Source organism: Streptococcus sp. HMSC062B01 (assembly GCF_001811085.1).
Taxonomy (GTDB): Bacteria; Bacillota; Bacilli; order Lactobacillales; family Streptococcaceae; genus Streptococcus; species Streptococcus gordonii.
Genome location: NZ_KZ672780.1, coordinates 109369 through 126311, shown reverse-complemented (window position 1 = coordinate 126311; position 16943 = coordinate 109369). Strand labels below are relative to the sequence as shown.

The 16943-nt window shown below is 40.9% G+C and carries 9 protein-coding genes; 4 read left to right on the top strand and 5 right to left on the bottom strand.

Annotated elements, in window-relative coordinates:
• Nucleotide 1: 1 nt before the first annotated feature.
• The 3 genes from HMPREF2780_RS03955 to HMPREF2780_RS03945 all read right to left on the bottom strand — a co-directional run bounded on the left by HMPREF2780_RS03955 (nucleotide 2) and on the right by HMPREF2780_RS03945 (nucleotide 4131).
• Nucleotides 2-1783 (bottom strand): Rossmann-fold NAD(P)-binding domain-containing protein, encoded by a 1782-nt coding sequence (locus tag HMPREF2780_RS03955; RefSeq protein ID WP_061593481.1) that lies wholly within the window; start codon nucleotides 1781-1783, stop codon nucleotides 2-4.
• 475 nt (nucleotides 1784-2258) lie between these two features.
• The gene (locus HMPREF2780_RS03950; protein ID WP_061593480.1) at nucleotides 2259-2987 is read right to left on the bottom strand and encodes a pseudouridine synthase; all 729 of its coding nucleotides are present in this window, start codon (nucleotides 2985-2987) and stop codon (nucleotides 2259-2261) included.
• Nucleotide 2988: 1 nt separating this feature from the next.
• Nucleotides 2989-4131 (bottom strand): MFS transporter, encoded by a 1143-nt coding sequence (locus HMPREF2780_RS03945; RefSeq protein ID WP_053794176.1) that lies wholly within the window; start codon nucleotides 4129-4131, stop codon nucleotides 2989-2991.
• A gap of 155 nt (nucleotides 4132-4286) precedes the next feature.
• On the opposite strand from HMPREF2780_RS03945, the gene def reads away from it, so the two are divergent.
• The 4 genes from def (at nucleotide 4287) to HMPREF2780_RS03925 (ending at nucleotide 7467) form a co-directional block, all read left to right on the top strand.
• Entirely contained in the window at nucleotides 4287-4901 is a 615-nt protein-coding gene (gene def / locus HMPREF2780_RS03940) for a peptide deformylase (protein WP_045634364.1), read from the top strand.
• Between the two features lie 229 nt (nucleotides 4902-5130).
• Nucleotides 5131-6174 (top strand): bifunctional glycosyltransferase family 2/GtrA family protein, encoded by a 1044-nt coding sequence (locus HMPREF2780_RS03935; protein ID WP_045634365.1) that lies wholly within the window; start codon nucleotides 5131-5133, stop codon nucleotides 6172-6174.
• Nucleotides 6171-7070 carry a phosphodiester glycosidase family protein gene (locus HMPREF2780_RS03930; RefSeq protein ID WP_045634366.1) on the top strand — a complete coding sequence of 300 codons (900 nt, stop codon included), beginning with the start codon at nucleotides 6171-6173 and terminating at the stop codon, nucleotides 7068-7070. Before HMPREF2780_RS03935 ends, HMPREF2780_RS03930 begins: the two co-directional genes overlap by 4 nt.
• Nucleotides 7051-7467 carry a hypothetical protein gene (locus HMPREF2780_RS03925; RefSeq protein ID WP_045634367.1) on the top strand — a complete coding sequence of 139 codons (417 nt, stop codon included), beginning with the start codon at nucleotides 7051-7053 and terminating at the stop codon, nucleotides 7465-7467. The genes HMPREF2780_RS03930 and HMPREF2780_RS03925 overlap by 20 nt, the downstream gene beginning before the upstream one ends.
• Before the next feature lie 91 nt (nucleotides 7468-7558).
• Here HMPREF2780_RS03925 and HMPREF2780_RS03920 read toward each other — a convergent pair whose 3' ends face one another.
• Entirely contained in the window at nucleotides 7559-12043 is a 4485-nt protein-coding gene (locus tag HMPREF2780_RS03920) for an SGO_0316/SGO_0317 family LPXTG-anchored serine peptidase (RefSeq protein ID WP_105026200.1), read from the bottom strand.
• 84 nt (nucleotides 12044-12127) lie between these two features.
• Complete coding sequence (locus tag HMPREF2780_RS03915) at nucleotides 12128-16612, bottom strand: SGO_0316/SGO_0317 family LPXTG-anchored serine peptidase (protein WP_105026199.1); 4485 nt, start codon at nucleotides 16610-16612, stop codon at nucleotides 12128-12130.
• Between the last annotated feature and the right edge of the window lie 331 nt (nucleotides 16613-16943).

Sequence of the window (16943 nt, the reverse complement as noted above, 5' to 3'; positions counted from 1 at the left end):
TTTAGTTTCCTTGCCTCATTTCGCCGGGACTGCTATGCGCTGTCAGACCAGAATCTTTATTCATGCTAGAGAAGACTTGATAGTAACCGGCCTTGTCAACCATAGACGCTGTCAGTTCACTTACCATCTGTAGGAAATGAAGTTTTGAAAAAGTCAATTGATCATAAGAAACTTCGTCGACCCATATCAAATAATGAAGTCCAGAAGCACTCTTCATTTCTACTGCAAAAACAGGATAGTCTGGAAGCATTTTTTTGTTAATCCAAACCGCTTCTTTTTCCAAACCTTCTTTCAACTGAGGATAGAGCTCTATCTTAAAGCTAGAAAAAGGAGACAAAGGATAAAAATGAACTTCATCAGTTGAAAATTCTTCTCCAATGATTTTTTCAGCTTCAGCAATCACTTCTTCAACTGTTTTCTTATTTAAACGTTTGTGAACAGCATATAGTTGACTGTTGCCATTGCTACTGCTCACTACTTTTTGAACTAGTGCATCTCGATCATGAGCCGCGTCTTCATATGAAAGAGTCAAAAAGTCATTTTGCTCATTCAACAACTGGTTTTCTTTTTCCAGCAATTCCTTCTCATCTTGGTATTTCATCTGGATAATACCACAAATCAGAGCCACGAAGATATAGGCGGCAAATGGGAGCCATCTATCAGTGTTATATACAATTGATTGCCACTTATTACCTGCTGCTATGCTTGTTACAAATAAGCCTAAAACAGACAGAACACCAGCAAATACGCCATATACTGTCCCAAAAATAGTACTAATTAAGGTTACAAACAAGAGGCGCACATCAATCATTCCCAGCTGATTAAATCTTGCGACGACAAAGCTGAGGACTTCTGACAAGAGAAAGGCCAGTAAAATCTCTGCTGTTTTTTGGAAATCATTATGGCCCCGCAGTCTATAGATATTTTTCTTCAAACCGCGGAATTCAAGCCGTCTTAAAGGCTTACTTTCAGAAGCAAATTGGCAATAAAGATCTGACAAATCATCCAAAATAGAATAATGGATAAACCAACCATACCGACCACGCAGATTATTCTTGTCCATTGTTTGGTAGAGAGGCGATAGCTTATTGGATGATTGGAAGCCAATCGTACTGTGTGAAAGCTCTAAGTTTTGTAGCTTGGTCGCCAACTGCTGGAAGGTATCCTGAAACGGACTAGGAATTGTTAAAACTTCAATCTCATCTGTCCAACTATTAAACACCTTATAAACAAGTTCTGCTAGGTCTTCTGAATTAATAAAGTTTGCTACTTCATCAGGCTGCTCATCGAAACGAATTGGCTGATTGCGGCGGATGTTAGACATTAAACCGTAGAAGTAGTCCTCTGGCTGTGTTGCAGAATAAACATAAGGACTTCTAATAATCTTAAGAGAGCCACTGTAGGTATGAGCCCAATGCAAGCAAAGATTTTCTGCTGCTCTTTCTAAATCCTGAGGCAGATTGATGATTTCTGGTCCGGTCAGATAGATAATCTTAGACCAGGTCAATTTAGAAGTGTTTTTTAAGAAATCCTGTAGTCTTTCCAATTCCCCAATCTGTTGATTTTTATAGGTCAAGAAATTTGAAAGATACAAAATCTGATCGAAGCGATAATTTTTTAGGATTTCAGCAATCCCTATTGCCTCTGTCTTCTTAAAAACTGTTACTCTCTTTAAGCCAGTTAAGTTGGTCTCTCCAAAAATATAGACGTCGCTATTGGGGAAAGCCTCCTCAATGAACTCTTTAGTTATGTAACCTGTGTTTCCGAATAGTAAAGTCTTCACATTTCTCTCCTTTTTTTATATCCTTTGTTCTCCTTAAGAACAAAATCTAGGTCGAAAATACTTTCATATATCGTATTATTTCACACTCAGTTTAAAATCATATAATTTTTTGGTAAAAATATCAAGTATATCACCCCATAATTTACATAAAATATAGAAAGAACAATGACTTTATAAATTTAAGAATCAGATCAAACATTTGCTATATACAAAAAAACATCTTCGAGGATTATAATGCAACATAAAAAAACATTAGAAGGGCTCAAAGATTCACCCTCATTATACCACAAAAGGCGATCAATGAACACTATTCACCTGTCTCAAATCCAGACTTAATCTTACAAAAAATTCTCATCTTCAAATAATTGGAAACTTCCCACTATTTTGCAAAAATTTTGCAAAAATCAAAAGCACCCTCGAAGTCAGATTTTCATTCCAACCTCGAAGGTGCGACAATATTATAAAATTAAATTCATTATAGCTCTAGCTGAAATCTCTCCAAAGATTTTAGCTCTTCCTCCGTTAAACGACGCCATTCTCCGAGGGCAAGCTCAGGATCCAATTGCAGGGGTCCCATCGAGAGGCGCTGAAGATCCGTAACTTCTTTTCCACAGGCAGCCACCATGCGCTTGACTTGGTGGAACTTACCTTCAGCTAGGGTAATTTCTACGAGAGAGGTCTCTTTTTCTTCATCCAGCTCTACAATCTTGAGTTGAGCCGGTTGACAGGTAAAGTCTTTCAACTCTATCCCTCTAGCAAACCTCTCCACATCTGATTGATTCATCAAGCCAACTACTTGAGCTCGATAGATTTTCTCTACGTGTTTTTTGGGTGACAGCATAGCATGAGCTAGCTTACCGTTATTGGTCAGAAGGAGCAGACCATGGGTATCAATATCCAAGCGCCCGACAGGGAAGACTTCCTTCTGACGGGCAGTCTCATCCAACAAATTCAGAACAGTTTTATGCCGTTCGTCCTCTGTTGCTGAGATATAGCCCTTGGGTTTGTTAAGAAGATAGTAAACAAATTTTTCATAGGTCAACTTTTGACCAGAAACAACAACCTCATCTGCCATCTCGTTAATCTGAGTTTTGGGAGATTTTTCCTCTCTGCCATTGACCAAAACCAAACCTTTTTTCAAAACTTCCTTCACTTGGCTTCGAGAACCAAGACCGTTTTCTACCAAAAATTTATCTAGGCGCATATTATTCCTTTGTGATATTGTAACTTAGCATTGCTATGACCATCATGATGACCCCTAGAGCAGAGAAAATGAAAAGCGGAGCTTGAGATAGATGACCAATCAAAGAAAGGATAAATGTCGTCACAGAGGCACCACCACTGCAACCTAAAACAGTAATTGAAACAGCCTGATTAATTAGATGAGGGGGGATCTTTTCTGACACTGTATGAAAAACGGTCGTCAAAGTGATGCTGTAGGTAAAGCCTGCAAAAAGGGCACTAAAAGCTAACAGCCATATATTGCTGGAAAGACCAATCAAAATCAAGCTCAAGCCAAAACAAATTCCAATAATCGTCAGTAAACGGTCCTTAAAAATCCCAACCATCGGAGCAAAGCTAACACCAGCCACAATTCCAATTAACTGCATAGCACTCAAAATCAAACTGGCTGTTTGCGCTGTCCCTATTTGATGGTACAACACTAGACTAGGCACGCGCAAGTTGATGGCTGTATTACTGAGTACAATTACCCCAGCCACCAAAGCTGATAATAAGGTAAAGCGGAACTGACCAGCTGTCATTTTTTCTTTCTTGGCCTGCTTATGTTGATGAACTTCCCCTTTTTCATAAGGAACAAAGAGGAGAAAAAGTCCCAAAACCAAAAAGCAGAAGGTATAAACAAGGAAGGTTGCTGTCCAGCCAAAGCGCAAAAGTTGGCCGACTGCCAGGGTCAGAAGGGCTGTCCCCACTACTTCTGCTGATCCTCTGTAGCCTAAGAGCTGTATGCGCTCATGACCTTGGTAACGCTCGCTAATAATTGAAATAGCCTTAGCATTGATCAAGCCTGTCCCCAAGCCAAAAATTAAACGGGAAAGAAAGACTAGATTATAGGATGGATTCAGAATGGGGACAAAGGCGCAAGCAGACATAATCAGCAAGCCAGTCACAATCATGATCCTCTCAGATAAGAAACGCTCAATCAGTCCATTCAACAAGAGCATGACCATAATCCCTATAGAGGGCAGGGACACCAAAAGCTCAACCTTATCAGCTGGGTAGTCCTTATAAAAATCAAACATGGCCGGCAAGGCACTGGAGATTGAAAAAGAGGTTGTCAGTACCAAAGATAGACTCAAGATACTGATTTTTTCCATTGTTCTTTTCATTTTCTTTCCCTTCAATAACACACTATTAGTATCATACAGTTTTTTGCACAAAGACGCAATCTGTTTATTTAGAAAAATTCATCATCAAGTCGTCTTCTTTATTTCTAGTCTGTTTTGTGATATAGTATCTTATAGAAAGAACGAGGAAAGAGAAGATGTCTGTTATTGAAAAACTTATTAAACCAGCTCATTTGATTGATATGAGGGATATTATCCGCGAAGGAAATCCAACCTTACGTGCTGTTGCTGAGGAAGTTTCTTTTCCCTTAGCGGACGAAGATATTCTTTTGGGTGAAAAAATGATGCAGTTTCTACACAACTCACAAGATCCAGTCATGGCTGAAAAACTTGGATTGCGTGGTGGTGTGGGACTGGCTGCTCCACAGCTTGATATTTCCCGCCGGATCATCGCTGTTCTCTTACCTAACCCTGAGGATGAAAACGGCAATTCACCCCAAGAAGCTTATGCTCTGAAAGAGGTTATGTACAATCCTAAAATCGTAGCCCATTCTGTCCAAGATGCGGCCTTGGCTGATGGAGAGGGTTGCCTATCAGTCGACCGCGACGTCCCTGGCTATGTAGTTCGACATGCGCGTATCACTGTAGATTACTTCGATAAAAATGGTGAGAAGCATCGGGTCAAACTCAAGGGCTACAAGGCTATCGTTGTCCAACATGAAATTGACCATATCAACGGTATCATGTTCTACGATCGGATTAACGAGACAGATCCATTTGCTATTAAAGAAGGCATGTTAATTTTGGAATAATGGATCAAAAGTACAAAATTTCTGACTTCTGTCTCTTAACGAGGTGAGACCAGACTAACTGTTTAAACAAGTAGTCTGGCCTCCCTCTTTTTTCTTGCCTCTCGACCATTTTTCCTTAAACAAATATTAAGCCAAACTTAAAGAAAACTGATATCAGTTAGCTTTAAGGGCTGCTCTTTATACTGTTCTGTATCTTATCTATCAAACATCTAAGAAAGAGGTACAGCTTATGGATTATCTCGTTATTCCAGCTTATGAGCCAGATTACAATCTCATTCGCTTAATAAAAAAAGTTCGTGAAAAGAGTGACTTTGAAGTAATCGTAATCAATGACGGCAGTTCTGCCTCATGTAATCGTGTCTTTGAACAAGCAGCAACGTATGCTACGGTCCTGCATCATTCTCTTAACCAAGGCAAGGGACAAGCTCTGAAAACAGCTTTTCGCTATATTCAGTCTCAAGGTCACTACGGTGTCATTGTCACAGCAGATGCAGATGGGCAGCATAAGCTCTGGGACATCCTGCGTGTTGCCAATGCCGCCCATGAGCAACCTCAAAAATTAATCTTAGGGGCACGCTCATTTACCGGAAAGGTCCCTCTACGAAGTCGATTTGGAAATAGTCTGACCCGTCTGTTATTTAAGCAACAAACTGGCGTTGCTGTTTCGGATACTCAGACTGGCCTTCGTGCCTTCACTAGCAATATGCTTCCTTTTATGCTTTCCATTGAAGGTCAACGCTATGAATACGAAATGAATATGCTTCTGCAAGCCTGCAAGGCTTATCCAATCGTGGAAGTTCCGATCGAGACCGTCTACATCAATGATAATAAAACTTCCCATTTTAGACCCATTCAAGATGGCTTAATGATTTACAAAGATATGTTTAAGTTTGCTCTATCCTCACTAAGTAGCTTCATTGTGGACTATCTAGTCTACGCTGTCGCCCTACTCTTTCTGGTAGCTGTGCCGACAACTCTGCGTATTCTACTTGCCAATGGGATTGCCCGCGTTACCAGCTCTATTTTTAATTACTCCGCCAATAAAAAGCTCGTCTTTAAAAATGAGGATAGCATTGCAAAAACAGGAAGTGGCTATTTTGGCCTGGCTCTAGGTTTGTTTATATTAGACACCCTTCTAATCAGACTCTTCTACGCTGTCTTTGGAGTCAACCTTCTACTCGTTAAGATTTTGGTCGGCATTCTGCTATTTTCTCTCTCTTGGCTTATCCAAAAGAAGTTTATTTTTAAAGAAAGGACCCACACCGTATCATGAAATTATTTAAAAAATCTTATGTTTATGCTAGTCTTTTTGGCTTATTGTTGACTGCATCCTTCAGCTACTCTATGCTCAAAACCTTTGTCTTATCAGAGTCCATCACAACTGTTAAAGCCAATACTACAAGTAGTAGCGCCAGTACAACGGCAACCAATGTTAGCACGTCTGATACTAGCTATAGTGATGACAATATCTCCATTACACTGACGGAAAAAACAGTCAGCAATACTCAGGTTTATATTGCTGATATAACGGTCAGCTCTGCTGAATATCTGAAAACTGCTTTGGCTCAAAATACTTATGGAACCAATGTCACTGCCAAAACCTCAATCACTGCTGCCAACAACAATGCTATTTTAGCTGTCAACGGTGACTACTACGGAGCTAACTCTACTGGCTATGTAATCCGAAACGGAGTTGTCTACCGTGATACTGTCCGAGAAGACTCCAGCAATGGTGATTTGGCGATTTACAAGGACGGCTCATTTAAGATCATTTATGAGGACGAAACATCTGCAGAACAACTGGTGAAAGACGGAGTTGTTAACCTCCTAGCCTTTGGTCCATCCTTGGTAGAAAACGGTGAGATTGTTGTTGACACTAATTCTGAAGTTGGTCAATCCATGTCTTCTAACCCACGTACAGCCATCGGTATTATCGACGAAAACCACTATATTATTATCGTGTCAGATGGCCGGACCTCAGAAAGTCAGGGACTATCCCTCTATGAGTTAGCTGAAGTTATGAAATCTTATGGCGTCAAGACTGCTTATAACCTTGACGGTGGCGGATCTTCTACACTCTACTTTAACGGTCAAGTAATCAATAAACCAACGACCAATGGAAATATTTCAGAAAGGGCGGTGAGCGACATTGTCTACATCGGTTACTAATCCAAGCAAAAAACGTTTCAAGAAGACAGCTCTTGTCTATACTCTCTTAAGTATTTTCTTCTTTGCCTTTAGCCGTATCTATGAATCTTTCAGCTTTGGCGAAACATCTACCTATATGCACTATCTCTATGCAGTTCCTTTAGTTGGAGGCATCCTCTTATTAATCCTATTCAAGATTATTCCCAACCTCTCAAGGCTCAGCCTCAACCTCTGGAACTCAGCAGTTGCTACTCTCACGGCGGGTGTCCTTTTCCGAGGCATTGTTAATCTATCTGGACGTTCCACGAAGCTGGATCAGCCCTATATCTATACTAGCATCGCCTTTCTTGTATTAGCTGTACTCTCAATATTATTTACTAGAAGCGTCTGGACAGAAGAAAATAATCTTATTGATTAAATATATAACAAAAACAACCGGAGTCTAAAATGACTCCGGTTGTTTCTTATGTAGGTAAGCTAACTTAAAATATTTTTAATTCTCCTATAGATTATTCGCTTTCTTCACGCTTTTTGTGAATGACCATTCCGGCCAATGCTAGCGAAGTTATTCCAAAGAGACTGAGTGCTAGAGAAGTTTGGTCCTCTTGTCCTGTCTTCGGAAGGACACCAGATTCTTCTTGCTTACTAGAAGCTGTTTTATAGTTAATCGTTAGTGGCATAGCTGTTGCAACTTTTTCACTAGCTTTATTTGTTTCAAAAGTAGGACGACTATCCGGATTTGTAGGAGCCGGGACTCCTGGTTTCCTATCTGGTTTTACAATTATTCCACTATCTTGATCTGGATCAGGCGTCGGAATCACCATCTCCTTCAGATAGGATAAAACATAACGATTAATCTTATTTGTGACTTCATAGATAAAGTCATTTTCAGTTGCACGATATCCTGCTGGAAGCTCAACATGAATACGATAGTTTCCATTCATCAGCATGCTTTCAAAACTCAGAAGATCATAAATACTATGAGCAAGTGTACGGATAACCCCTTTCTCATCAATAGTCTTCACAACAGTTCCTTCTGGCACTGGCTTGTCAAACCCTATTGTCAACTTATTCTCAGATAAGTAGCGCGAAGCAAAGGTGACTTTTGGATGAGGATCCTCAGGAGAAACTGTCACTTTTTTCACTAGATCAGTTCCCCAATCATAATGGTAATCAGAAAGGGTAATCTTGACTGTATAAGTGCCGAATGGAAGCTCTGGGAAGCTGCCACCATTATAGGACGAATTAAACTCACCAGTTACAGCACGCCCCTGATCATCAAAGACTTGGTAACGCACAATTGATGGATAATAATTAATTACCTCTCCACTACTGTCTGTAAAGACAAGCTCCAAGGTCCCCTTGTCAGGAGTCTCTTTGTTTTCTGGACTTGATGTTGGCTCTTCAGCGACCGACGCTGCCTGAGCTGTTAGGTCTTCGCTAGTCTCTACTTTATTTCCTTGCAAGTCTAGTTCAGCTGTATTGTATACCTTATCCCAAACTGAATAACGAATCGTTGAAAGATCCACTCCCTCAGGAATGACATAACTTCCATCTTCTTCTGGAGTCAAGGCGTGCGTTTCTCCATCTTTAGTGTATGACAGATAGGTACCTGCGACTCCACTTCCTGTTTCGATAATCTTTCCAGGACGGAAAACTCTTGTCTTAGGATCATAGTGGGCGCTACCCGTCTCGATGCTTGGAGCTGTATTATCAATTTTAACTTTGAAATTCAACTCCTGCTTCTTAGCACCTGAGGCTGATGGACGGTAGGAAATGACAAATTGATATTCTCCATCTGGAAGCCGATTCCCATCATTATCCAAACCTTCCCAAGAAATTTCATAGAATTCTTCACTTCTGTTTCCGCTTCGGTAGCTCCAGTCCGTTTTTCTATGAACTTCATTTCCGATCTCATAAATGGGTTGTTTTCTCTCTGTGTCTTCTTTCTTGTAAACTGTCAGATGAACATTTTCGACATTGCGGAGCATAACAGCTTTTACCTTCACACTATCAAAACTAGAATCGTTATTTGGTGAAAAGTAGAGTTGATCCCCATCAAACTTTTCGCCATCCTGTCCCAGTGTTTTAGCTACAGATTCGCCGTTTTCGTACACATAGCTGATCAAGGATGTAAAATGATTATCTGGATGTCGCTCTTCCACATCAGGAATCTTGCCATCTGGATAGTCTGTTTTGTCCTTATAGTAATAGAAAGGTTTGTCAGAGCCAGTATATTCATAAATCGGTTTTTCAATTCCTCGTAGATTTTGGTATTCCCCTCGGAAACCTACATAAGGAAGACTGACCAAATGCTGGTTGCTCTTAGCATCTTTAACAAGGAAAAATCCTTCTAGGAAATAACCATTTGGCATTTGTTTGCTCAGCTCGGATTGATATTTGCTGGCATCAACTGAGACACGAATAGTCCGTTGACCATGAGCTGGAACAGTGACGGTTTCTTTACCAGTCAAGGTCTCTAAAAGACGCGGGTGGAGCGTAAATTTCCCATCTTCAACTTGGTCCGTCTGAAGAGTTGTTTCGTAGGTGACCGTCTTTTCCTGATCAGATAAATTATGAACTGTCACATCAAACTCGAAAGTGTCCTTGACATTTCCCAAGGTCAAGCTACTCTTTTCGCCTTTTGCAGTGACATATAAATCACCTAGAGCAGCCGCTGTCACATCCATGACTCCAGCCCCCTGTTGACGGACAGAAGAATAAGCCTTTGTTTCTTCATCCACATGGGGAACTGCTGTACTCATCGTCATTTGCTTGACGAGGATTTGGAGTTGTTCAGGTGTCAGATGAGGGAAGCGCTCTTTCAAAGACTGCTTGACCAAAGCTGTTACCCCTGCAGCATGAGGAGATGCCATACTTGTCCCTCTGTCCATATAGTATTCACCGTTATTAACAGATGAATAAATCATTCCACCTGGCAAGGTCACATCTGGCTTCAAGTCACCATCAACTGATAAGCCCCAGGATGAAAAGTCTGACATCTGTTTAGCTGCTTCATACGGTACACGCTTAAACTTGTTGGCAATGTTCAGTTGATAATCACTGGCGTGTTGGGATAAAAGTTCTCCTGCTCGGTGGCCGATTACACCAACAGGGAAACGCTCCCCTAAACCTTCTAAATCAAATGGAGTAGGCCTTTCTCCTTGCTCTTTTGTCTGATAGAAGACCACTCCAGTCGCTCCAGCTGCTTTCAGCTGTTTGACTTTTTCAACGTCTGAGACCTGACCGCCTCTTTCAGTCAAAACCAAACGGCCATTAATCTGATCTCCTTGATAGTTTTCCAGCCCACCATTTTCCACATGGATATAACTTTGTGGAATGGTCGTCCGGAAACCATCTCGTTCAACAAAAGAATGCATTGGAATTTTACCATCAGGAAATTCTGTAGAACCGACTAGCTCCTTAACGGTTAAGCTTGCTTCCGTTGAAACGTGTTTAGTCAAGCTATTGATTGAAGCAACAGAAATGACATTTGGATTGACTGACGGTGTCCCTGTCATCCCGTAATCAGGTGTTGTAGCAAGTGGCTTACTATGCCAAAAACCATTGGTTGCCATATTGGTAGAAGCAACAGTAATGGTCACTCCCGCCTTGCGAGCTTCATCGAAGGCTTGACGGGTGATTTCACCAACATCATAGATGGAGCCTGAGGCAGTTCCTAAACTCATATTAATAGTATCAGCCCCAAGCTTCACAGCGTCTTCCACAGCCTTGGTATAAATAAAGTTTTGGACTTGTCCACCTTTCGTATCTGAAAAGACGCGCAAAAACATGAGCTGAGCTTCTGGAGCTACCCCGCGGAAAATTTCCCCGTTTGGAGATGGTTGAGAAGCATTTCCTACGGCAGTCCCAGCCACATGGGCACCATGTGAAATCGGATCTTCTTCTTTTACATTATCATCCATATCACTATAGTTATGAACATAGACGACTTTGTTGTTGTACCACTTACCATAGGTAATACCAGCCTTTTTCTTGGCTGCTTCGATATCAGCTTCACTTTTGAATTTTGCCTTGCTGATGTCCGTCAGCCGAAAAGCATCGTGGGCAGGATCAACTCCTGAATCAATCACAGCTACAACCTGACCCTGACCTTTAATCCCTTTATCCCAGAGAGGTTGTAAATTGATTAAACTGTTTTCTTCGCTAACTTTGGCAGGACTTGAAGTTGGGGAAGCGACAGCTGGTTGTGGTTCTTCCACTCTGGTCCGACGAAGCGGAGCGTAGTCCACAGCATCGACACGCGCCAAACCTCGAATTTTCTTCGCATCACCGTAAGTCGTTTCTAAAGCAAGTCCACTAAACAAAAGATTAATATCATAGAGTTTCTTAAAGCGAATAGACTGTTTTTCTAATTCTTTTAAAAATTCCTCGTGTTCCCGATTTGTCTTCTCAATCCGTCTAGCCTTTTCTGCAGCAGATGTAAGAGGACTTTCACCAGGTGTTTTTTCTTCCTTTAGGCGAACAAGAGCTTCTACAGGAGTCGCTTCATCCAGTTCATTTTTTGGAGCTTCAGCTACTTCTTTGTAGGATTTTTCTTCTATATTTTCCTGAGCTACTTTCTTTGAGGTATCAAGGACAGGCTGCTTATAATCATTTTCACTTCTCTTCTCAGGTTCAGGAGTGACATTGCTTCCTGCTTCTTTTCCAGCACTTACCTTGTCGGGCTCATTGCCACTTTCTTTTACAGGCTCATTACCCTTATCAGATGGCTGAACACCTTCTGTCTGACCCGAGTCAAGAGTAGAAGGAAGAGACGGTTCTTCCGGTTTTCTTACTTCTTCCTCTTTGACAGGATGATTTTCTTCCGTCGTCTGTGCAGTATCCACTGCAGACGCTGTAATGGCTTGTTCTTCAGAGGTTACTGTATCTGCCGCAACCATTGGTCCAACAAGAGCCAGTCCAATCAATACAGATGCTACCCCTATAGCATACTTTCGAATTGAAAAACGTTGTTTTCGGTGAAACTCCATACAAAACTCCTTTATTTTTAAGCTGGAAGCAAGAAACCTGACTGCTTCCAGCTGTTGTCTAATTATTAACCTATCTTTAAGTGATTAATCCTGACTTTCTTTTCCTCTTTTACGAATGAGTCCAAAGGTGCAAAGTGACAAGAACAAGCCTAACAGACTCATGCCATCCCCAGCTTGTCCAGTCTTTGGCAGGCTTTCTTTTGCATCTAAGTCAGAGACTTCTCGTATGTCCTCTTCCTTCTTTTCACTTGGTTTGACATACATTGGACGCAAGTCTGCTTTTTTCGCAATTAGCTGATCTTCTTTATCCACTTCTTTTCCTTTACCAGGATCGGATGTCTTATCCGGAATGAGTGGATCTGGTTTTGGATCTGGTACTGGATTTGGGATTGGATTCGGTGTTGGATTCGGATTAACCGGATTGTCTTCTGCAACTTCTACAAATGTTGTTAAGAAGCGATTGATTTTTTCTCCTACTGAATAGAAAACATCATTTTCTACTGCACGATAACCTTTTGGCAGTTCAATATGAATCTGATAATCTCCATTTAATAAAATCTTTTCAAAAGTCTTTGGTTCATAGAGGGTTTGTTCTAATTCATGCTGTTCTCCGTTATCCTTACGAATAGCAAATACTCTAGTTCCAGATGGTAAATCCTTATCAAAGACTACGTTAAATCGATTCTTAGATTTGTAATGGTAAACAAAGTTGACTAGGCCTTCAGGATGTTCTTTCGTCAACTCAACCGTTACAGTTGTTGGAGATACCCATGAATAGTTTTCATCTTGTGCAACTACTTTGACGGTATAGCTACCAAATGGCAATCTTGGCAACTCACTTTCATAATAAGTATTAAACTCTTTATCAATTCGATTGCCCTTACTGTCGAATACTTGGTAGCGCATCATCTCAGGATATTGAGAGGTTGGATTTCCCTCTTCATCAACAACACGAACTTCCAGCCTTCCATCTGTTGCTTCTGCTTGACCGTCCTCAGAACTTCTTTTTCCTCTTGATTTTCCTGATTCCTTCTCAGCCGACTTATAAGCGTTCTGACCATCAAGGGTTAAAGTATTGGTATTATAAGCCTTATCCCAAATATAAAAACGAACAGTTGCTGGATCAACTCCTTCTGGAATCAAATATGAACCATCTTGATTCGGGCTGATTTCAATGGTTTGCCCATCTTTTTCGTAGGATAGGTATTTACCTGCCAGACCACTTCCTTCCTCGATAATGGTTCCCGGTCTAAAGATACGCGTTTTTGGATCATAGAGATCTTTGGTTGACGCTAATTGAGGGACCTGATTGTCGACCTTGACCTTCAAAACGATTTCTTGAGGTTTTGCTCCAGGAGTACTTGGACGGTAGGTAAGGACGTATTGGTATTCCCCATCAGGAACGACCTGATTATTTTGGTCTTTTCCTGTCCAACGACTAGCATAAAGGATTCTACTTCTATCGTTAATCCTCCAGCCGTAATCAGTTTTTTTCTCACTTTCGTTTCCTTGTTCAAAAATCGGATGTTCACGTTTCGTATCGTCTGACTTGTAGACTGCTAAATGGATATTATCAACATTTCTTAAAACAACAGCATTTAGTTTAACCGTATCAAAATGCCCATCTCCATTTGGAGAGAATACCAAGGCGTTACCATCGTATTTACCGTCTGTTTCACCAAGAACAACCTGCTCTTTCTTGCCATCTCTACGAATAGAGCTAACTAAAGCAGTAAAATGATTTCCCGGATCCTTGACTGGATTTTCCGCTTTCTCATCTTGATAGTAATAGAAAGGTTTTTCCTTACCTGTAAACTCATAGACTGGCTTTTCGATACCTGGTAGGTCTTGGTAATGTCCTTTAAAGCCAATATATGGAAGACTGACTAAATCTTTTTGCGTCTTAGCATCCTTGAAGAAGACGAACCCTTCTAAGAAATAACCATTCTTCATTTGTTGGGATAATTCTTTGGTGTAGGCGCTCGTATTAATCTTAATCGGAATTGTCACACTACCCATTGGAGGTACAAGGACAGTCTTATCACCCTTTTGGTCCAGTAGCTGACGCATTTGAAGTGTAATCCGACCATTTTCAACTTGATCTGTATTGACAACAGTATGGTAGCTGAGTTCTTGGGCCTGATTAGACAAGTTATGAACAGTCACCTCGAAGGTAAAGCTTTCTTTAACATTTCCAAGTGTCAGACTACTATCTGTTCCTTTCCCAGTTACATACAGATTTCCAAAAGCAGCTCCCGCAGCATCCATTAGACCAGAACCTTGTTGGCGGACTGAAGAATAGGTATTGCTTTCCTTGTCCTTGTGAGGTTTAGCTGTACTCATAACCAGTTGACGAAGCAAGGTATGAATTTGCTCTGGGCTATATTGCGGGAATCTTTCTTCTAATGCCTGCTTAATCAAGGCTGTTGCCCCAGCAGCATGAGGAGTTGCCATACTAGTCCCGCCATCCATGTCGTAAGAACCGTTCGGAATAGCAGAATAAATCATGCCACCTGGCAAGGTTACATCCGGCTTCAGTTTTCCTTCTGTTGACAGTCCCCAACCTGTGAAGTAGAGCATCTTATCGGCTTCACTATAAGGAACCTTTTTGACCTCTTGATGGAAAGTCAGCTTATACTCACCTGCATGCGCAGCTAATTCTTTACCTAAACTATGTCCTAGCACACTGACAGGATAGAAGGAACCCCAATAGCCCATTGGAAGATTTTGTAGCTGGTCTCCTTGTTCCTCATTTTGATAAACCAAAACCCCTTTGGCACCAGCTTGACGAAGGGAGTTTACCTTATCTTCATCCGTAACATCGCCACCACTCTCAACTAAAGCAATTTTTCCTTTGACAGAAGCTGTCCGGTAAGCTTCTTCACCACCTTTTTCAACATGGACATAAGACTGCGGACCTTCAACAGGGAAAATGAGCCGATAGACCGGTAAATCAACAAGACCATTCTGGAATTCTTTCTTATCTTTTAAGGCAGGGATTTCCAAGCGAATCTTTGTCACATGGTCGATTTTATTATTAAAGGCTCCGATTGCTAAAACGCCATTTTCAATGGCTGGTTCGTCGATTGTTCCTGTATCAGGAGCATCTGCTTTTGGTTTGGCTTGCCAATATCCATTCACAGCATAATTTCCTGCTGCAGCATTTATGACAACACCTGACTTTCTAGCAAATTCAAAGGCTTGTCGAGTAAGAGGATTGGTATCAGCTTCTGAACCACTAATGCCACCGAAACTCATATTGATTGTATCTGCTCCAAGCTTAACGGCATCTTCCACAGCTTTTGCAACGATAAAGCCCTGCTCAGTCATTCCTTTCTTATCTGAAAAGACCCGCATAAACATCAGTTGCGCTTCTGGAGCCACCCCTTTAAGTAGTTCTCCAGTCGGGGCTGGTTTGGTCGCATTTCCAACTGCTGAACCTGCTACGTGAGTTCCGTGTGAGCGAGGATCGTCCTCTTTGATCTCATCATTCATATCAGAATAGTTATAAGCATAAACCACCTTGTCGTTATACCATTTACCATAGGTGATTCCTGCTTTTTTCATAGCAGCATCCATCTGCTCTTTATTTTGGTATTTGGCCTTGCTTTTATCTGTTAAACTAAAGAAGTTATGCTCGTAATCAAGACCAGTGTCAAGAACTGCGACGATACGTCCTTGTCCTTTTATCCCCTTATCCCATAATGGTTGGAGATTGATTAGTTCATTTTCATCACTAACCTTGGTTGGCAACAAGGTATTTTGTTTCTTAGGAAGATCTTGAGGAGTGTTGGCAGTTGAAAGAGGTGTGATGTCAACTTTTTCAACTCTGGCTACCTGACGAATCTTCAAAGCTTCCTTATAGCTTGTTTCTAAAACAAAACCATTAAAAATCAGATCAAAATCTGCTAATTTCTTATATTGGATTCCTTTTTCATCCAATTCTTTTAAGACCGCAGCTTTGATTGGTTGATTTTCATGCATACGAGCTTCAATTTGTGTAGTTCCTACTGGTGTCTCCTTTTTTTCTCCTGCCAGACGGACTACGGCTTGAACACGAGCTTCCTCATCTACTTTATTCGCAATATCTGACTCAACATTTGCATCATTTTTTCTTGCTTCTGAATCGTTCTTTTTAGGGTCCAGTGGCACTTCCTTCTTTGGAGTCTCTGAATCTATCTTATTTTGATTAGGCGATATTTCCTTTCCTGACTTTTCCTCCGATGTTTTATTTTCTTGTCCATTTTCATTTGCGACAGAATCAACAACCTGAGTCTTTTCTCCTTCATCATCTGTCTTCCTTGTCTCACTCTTCGTTTCAGAGTTAGGCAACTCCTGGCTCCTTGTATCTGCCTCTGAAGGTGCTAACTCTGGCTGTTCCAACTTTGAATCTTCTTTCTTCACAAGTTCGGAACTCTGTTCGACGATTGCTGGTGGCTCCAGTTGTGGATTTACTCCTGATTCTTGGGCCAAGACAGTTGGACTATAAAAAAGGCATCCGACTACCACGGATACTAAGCCAACTGAATATTTGCGAAAAGAGAAGCGTTGCTGTCTGTCGTTTCTCATAATTGGACCTCCTATATAAATTGTAAGCGCTTGCCTCGGCTTCATTGTAGTCTTTCTATGTTTTAAAGTCAATGAAAATTAGTAGAAATATATAAGTGTAATATAATATTAATATTTCTGACAATTGCTCTTAGAAAAATAATAGAAATTAGTTCAGAAATCCTCCTAACACCCTCATAAATAAGGAATTTCTCGCTATTTTCCTCTCATTTGACTTTACAAATCCATTAGATAGAATCTAGATCAACTACAAGTTCCTTTCCAAAAAATATTTGGCTAGTTAGATTGTTAATAGTATGAAAATAGTCTAGCGCTTGTTTTCATATTGTAT

Bases quoted from the DNA above. Each gene is read 5' to 3' on its own strand.
- HMPREF2780_RS03950 (WP_061593480.1), bottom strand. From the start codon at position 2,987: ATGCGCCTAGATAAATTTTTGGTAGAAAACGGTCTTGGTTCTCGAAGC.
- HMPREF2780_RS03945 (WP_053794176.1), bottom strand. From the start codon at position 4,131: ATGAAAAGAACAATGGAAAAAATCAGTATCTTGAGTCTATCTTTGGTA.
- def (WP_045634364.1), top strand. From the start codon at position 4,287: ATGTCTGTTATTGAAAAACTTATTAAACCAGCTCATTTGATTGATATG.
- HMPREF2780_RS03935 (WP_045634365.1), top strand. From the start codon at position 5,131: ATGGATTATCTCGTTATTCCAGCTTATGAGCCAGATTACAATCTCATT.
- HMPREF2780_RS03930 (WP_045634366.1), top strand. From the start codon at position 6,171: ATGAAATTATTTAAAAAATCTTATGTTTATGCTAGTCTTTTTGGCTTA.
- HMPREF2780_RS03920 (WP_105026200.1), bottom strand. From the start codon at position 12,043: ATGGAGTTTCACCGAAAACAACGTTTTTCAATTCGAAAGTATGCTATA.
- HMPREF2780_RS03915 (WP_105026199.1), bottom strand. From the start codon at position 16,612: ATGAGAAACGACAGACAGCAACGCTTCTCTTTTCGCAAATATTCAGTT.